We start from the raw sequence: 4,495 nt of genomic DNA on the forward strand, positions 1-4,495 counted from the left end.
GTGTAGTCCTCGCTGCCGGTGAACTTGAGGGTCACGGTCTGGCCGGCGTAGGCGGACAGGTTGAAGCTGTGCTGCTGGTAGCCGGCGGCCGCGTTGACGTTGGAGTAGGTCGCCAGGGTGGTGCCGTTCGCGGTGACCTTCAGCGTGTCGAAGGCGGTGGTGTTGCTCGCGGCGGTGTCGATGTGCAGCCAGAAGCTGAAGGTGTAGCTGCTGCAGCCGGTCGGCAGGGCCACCGTCTGGGCGAGCGTGTCGGTGTTGGTGCTGCCGTACCCGTCCAGCCAGGCGTCGTACGTGCCGGAGTGCGGCGGCTCGCTGGAGCTGCTGTTGATGGTGCTGGTGCCGCTGGTGTTGGTCTCCGTCCAGCCGGCCGTCGTACCGGCCTCGAAGCCGGGGTTGGTGAGCAGCTGGGCCGCGGTGCAGCCGCCGCTGCCGGAGGACTGGACGGTCCAGGTGAAGGTGACGGAGGAGGACGGGCCGGTGGAGTCGGTCGCGGTGGCCGTCACGGAGTAGGTCCCGGCGATGGTCGTGGTACCGCTGATCAGACCGGTCGCGGTGTTGACGCTCAGGCCGGTGGGCAGGCCGGACGCGGCGTAGCTCAGGCTTCCGCCGGCCGTGTCGGTGGCGGAGAGCTGGAGGCTGGTGGCGGTCCCGGCGGTGGCGGTCCGGGCGCCGGGGTTGGTGAGGGTGACGCTGCCGGTGGTGCTGCCGCCGCTGCCGGTGGCGAGCCAGGCGGTGGCGTTGAGGCCGAGCGCGGCGTCGGTGCCGGCCGGATCGTTCCAGCCGTCGTAGACGGTCTTGCCGGGTTCGCCCGTGCCGTCGTCGATGGCCGAGCTGTCACCCCAGAGCGCGACCCGACCCTTGCCGAAGCTGCTGGTGGCGAAGAAGGCGCCGGTGGTGCCGGAGTAGCCGGTGCGGTAGACGATGCCCTTGACGGAGGGGTTGTCGGCGGGCTTGAGGGTGAAGGTGGTGCCGTTTCGGATGATGCTGCCGGTGACGGTGCCGAAGGGGCCGTGCAGGACGGGGTCGGTGGCGTCGTTGACGGCGGTCGGGTTGTCGGTCTGGATGTTGAGCAGGTCGACCGAGAGCCCGAACGGGTCGTTGCTGTTGACCGAGTTGGTGGTCATCAGGTCGTTGATGATGGCGGGGGAGTCCCAGCCGTCGTTGTTGCGGTCGCTGCCGGTGTGGTCGGAGATCAGGAACAGCCCGCCGCCGTTCTGGACGAACGTCATGACCGCGGTCTTCTCGGAGTCGCTCAGCCGGATGTTCGGCTCGGGCAGGACGAACTCGTCGAAGTTGGCGAGGTCCAGCGCTCCGCCGGTGCCGTAGGTGATGGTGGAGCCGCTCGGCAGGGTCTTGAGGCTGTACTGGCCGGTCTTCTGGAGAGCGACGCCCCAGCTGGATATGGCGCCCGTCCAGTCGGTCTCGGACTGCGGGTTGGCGTTCTCGCCGAGCGGGTCCGGCTGGCTGGTGCTGATGATCCAGTCCGCGTTGCCGGCGGTCTCCGCCTTGCTGTTGTCGAACAGGACGCGGTGCTGGGTGGTCGTGGCGGTGGACGTCACGGTCGCCGCTTCGGCCCGGTGGGGAACGGCGCTCGCGCCGGCGAGCACGGTCAGGACGACGGCGCCCAGGGCGAGCGGGCGGATGGCGCCAGTGTGTCTGAGCATGGGTCAAGCTCCTTGTGCTGTGGGGGTACAGGGGGCGGTGCTACGCGCGTAGGCGCGCGGGACACCGTCCCATGATGGGGTAAGCGGAGCTTGAACGGAACGCGACGAATCAGAACTTCGCGTCGCGACGCTCCCCATCGGGGGAAGTACGCACAGCCACGACACCGGCCGGGTCAGCCGGGCGACCGGCCGATGTCGCGGCCGAGTTCGAGGGCGAGGATCTGGTCCAGGCGCACGAAGGTCTCGAAACGGGCGCCGTCCGGCAGGGCGGCCCGGGCCTCCAGCGCGTACAGGGCGCGTACCGCGACCCGGGCGTCCAGATCCTCGTCGAGGCCGTCGAAGCCCGCCTGGACCATGTCGGCTTCCGGCGGGCGGGACGGCTCGCGGGCGCTGTCGGCCACCAGTGCGCGCCAGCCGGCCAGCCTCGCCGCGGCGTTCGCCAAGTCGTCGTCGGTGAGCCGGATCGGGGCGGTGACGGCGTGTTCGAGGAAAGTGAGGCGCAGCGCGAGGGGGTCGCGCTCGTCCGCGACGATCGAGACCGGCGGTTCGGCTGCGGATTCCGGACGGGCGTGGCGGGGCCCCCTCACCGGACCGGTGACCAGGAGCGGCACGGACGGGGCGTCGGGATGGACAGGTGAGCGGCTGGTGATGGCGAGGTCGGCCGTGGCCCGGTCCGAGTCGGCCACAGCGTGACGTGTGCTCAGCCTGGCGGGTGGGTGGACGCCGAGTTGGTCGGCGGCCTCCAGCAAGGCCTGGGTCCTCTCCCCGGGGGCGTCCGGGACGACGAGTTCGGTGATCACCTGCAGGCCCTGAGCCTCGCAGGTGCGGGCCAGTACGTCGCCGGCCACCAAGGCGCGCAAGTCCCCGAGATCGAACGGGCGGTCCTGCTCGCCGACGTCGACGATCGCGTGCAGGAGCCCGACCCGGTGCGGGCGGACCTCGGTGCGCTGCCCGGTGCGGGCGTCGGTGATACGCAAGGGCGTCTCCCTCTCGGTTCGGCGGTGTGTGGTCAGGATGCGGCACCGTTCGGGTCGTCGTCGGTATGGCCGCTCCTGAGGCCGGCGAAGTTCCCACCGAAGGTCCTGGCGGTCTCCGATCACCACGGGCTCGCCATGGGCTCTCCCGTGTCCGCGGCCGCCGTCCGACGACGCGTCTAGAGCTTTCCGTAGCCGCCTCCACCCGGGGTGCGGATCTCCAGGGCGTCTCCGGCTTCGACGTCGGCGCTGCCGCAGCCGGGCAGGTCCTCGACGGTGCCGTCGGCGCGCAGGATCCGGTTGGCGCCGAGGCCGCCGGGGGATCCGCCGTCCATGCCGTACGGTGCGACGTGGCGGTGGCCGGAGAGCAGGCTGACGGTCATCGGTTCGCGGAAGCGCAGTCGGCGCAGTGCGCCGTTGCCGCCGTGCCAGTGGCCCGCGCCGCCGCTGTCGGGGCGGACGGCGAACTCCTCGACCAGGACGGGCAGGCGCCACTCCAGGACCTCGGGGTCGGTGAGGCGGGAGTTGGTCATGTGGGTCTGGACGACGTCGGCGCCGTGGAAGCCGGGGCCGGCGCCGGAGCCGGAGGCGATGGTCTCGTAGTACTGGTGGTTCTCGTTGCCGAAGCTGAGGTTGTTCATCGTGCCGGAGCCCTCGGCCTGCACGCCGAGCGCGGCGTAGAGCGCGCCGGTGATGGCCTGCGAGGTCTCGACGTTGCCGGCGGCGACGGCGGCGGGGTGGGTCGGGGCGAGCATCGAGCCGGGCGGGACGACGATCCGCAGCGGGCGCAGGCAGCCGTCGTTGAGCGGGATGTCGTCGGCGACGAGGGTGCGGAAGACGTACAGGACGGCGGCGGTGACCACGGCGGAGGGGGCGTTGAGGTTGCTGTCGAGCTGGGGCGAGGTGCCGGTGAAGTCGATGGTGGCGCTGCGGTCGTCGCGGTCGACCCGGACCTCGACGGCGATCACCGCGCCGGAGTCGGTCTCGTAGCGGTACGAGCCGTCGGAGAGGCCGTCGATGGCCCGGCGCACCGCCTGCTCGGCGTTGTCCTGGACGTGCCGCATGTAGGCCTGGACGACGTCGAGGCCGAAGTGGTCGATCATCGCGTTGACCTCGTCGACGCCCTTGCGGTTGGCGGCGATCTGGGCGCGCAGGTCGGCGAGGTTGGTGTCCGGGTCACGGGACGGGTACCGGGCCCCGGTGAGCAGCCGTACGGTCTCGGCCTCGCGCAGCCGCCCGTCCACCACCAGCGGCCAGTTGTCGAAGAGCACGCCCTCCTCCTCGATCTCCCGGCTGGCGGCGGGCATCGAGCCGGGGGTGATGCCGCCGATCTCGGCGTGGTGGCCGCGGGAGGCGACGAAGAACAGCACCTTCCGTCCGTCCGGGGCGAAGACCGGGGTCACCACGGTGACGTCGGGCAGGTGGGTGCCGCCGTGGTACGGGTCGTTGACCGCGTAGGTGTCGCCGGGGCGCAGCTTCGGGCCGCGGCGGCGGATCACCTCCTTGACGGTGGTGCCCATCGAGCCGAGGTGGACCGGGATGTGCGGGGCGTTGGCGACGAGGTTGCCGTCCGGGTCGAAGAGGGCGCAGGAGAAGTCCAGCCGCTCCTTGATGTTGACCGACTGGGCGGTGGACTCCAGCCGGGCGCCCATCTGTTGGGCGATCGCCATGAAGAGGTTGTTGAAGACCTCCAGCAGGACGGGGTCGGCGGCGGCGGTGACGGCCTCGTCCGTCCGGGCCTCGATGTGTTCCACCCGCAGGTGCCCGGCCTCCGTCACGGTGGCCTGCCAGCCGTCGTCCACCACGGTGGTGGCATTGGCCTCGGCGATCACGGCCGGGCCGGTCACGGTGTCCGTG

3 protein-coding genes are annotated in these 4,495 nt (G+C 71.3%); all 3 read right to left on the minus strand.

All coding sequences use genetic code 11. The annotated features are described in order from the left end of the window. The coding region (locus tag ACFQ87_RS44620) for a putative Ig domain-containing protein (protein ID WP_380616778.1) at positions 1–1,664 on the minus strand (1,664 nt) is incomplete at its 3' end. A gap of 173 nt (positions 1,665–1,837) precedes the next feature. Next, the gene (locus ACFQ87_RS44625) at positions 1,838–2,641 is read right to left on the minus strand and encodes a hypothetical protein (protein WP_380616779.1); all 804 of its coding nucleotides are present in this window, start codon (positions 2,639–2,641) and stop codon (positions 1,838–1,840) included. 176 nt (positions 2,642–2,817) lie between these two features. Continuing rightward, positions 2,818–4,495, minus strand: a 1,678-nt coding sequence (locus ACFQ87_RS44630; RefSeq protein WP_380616780.1) for a hydantoinase B/oxoprolinase family protein, incomplete at its 5' end; no start/stop codon positions are given.

The sequence above is a fragment of the Kitasatospora sp. NPDC056531 genome, from assembly GCF_042794375.1.
Classification (GTDB): Bacteria; Actinomycetota; Actinomycetes; order Streptomycetales; family Streptomycetaceae; genus Kitasatospora.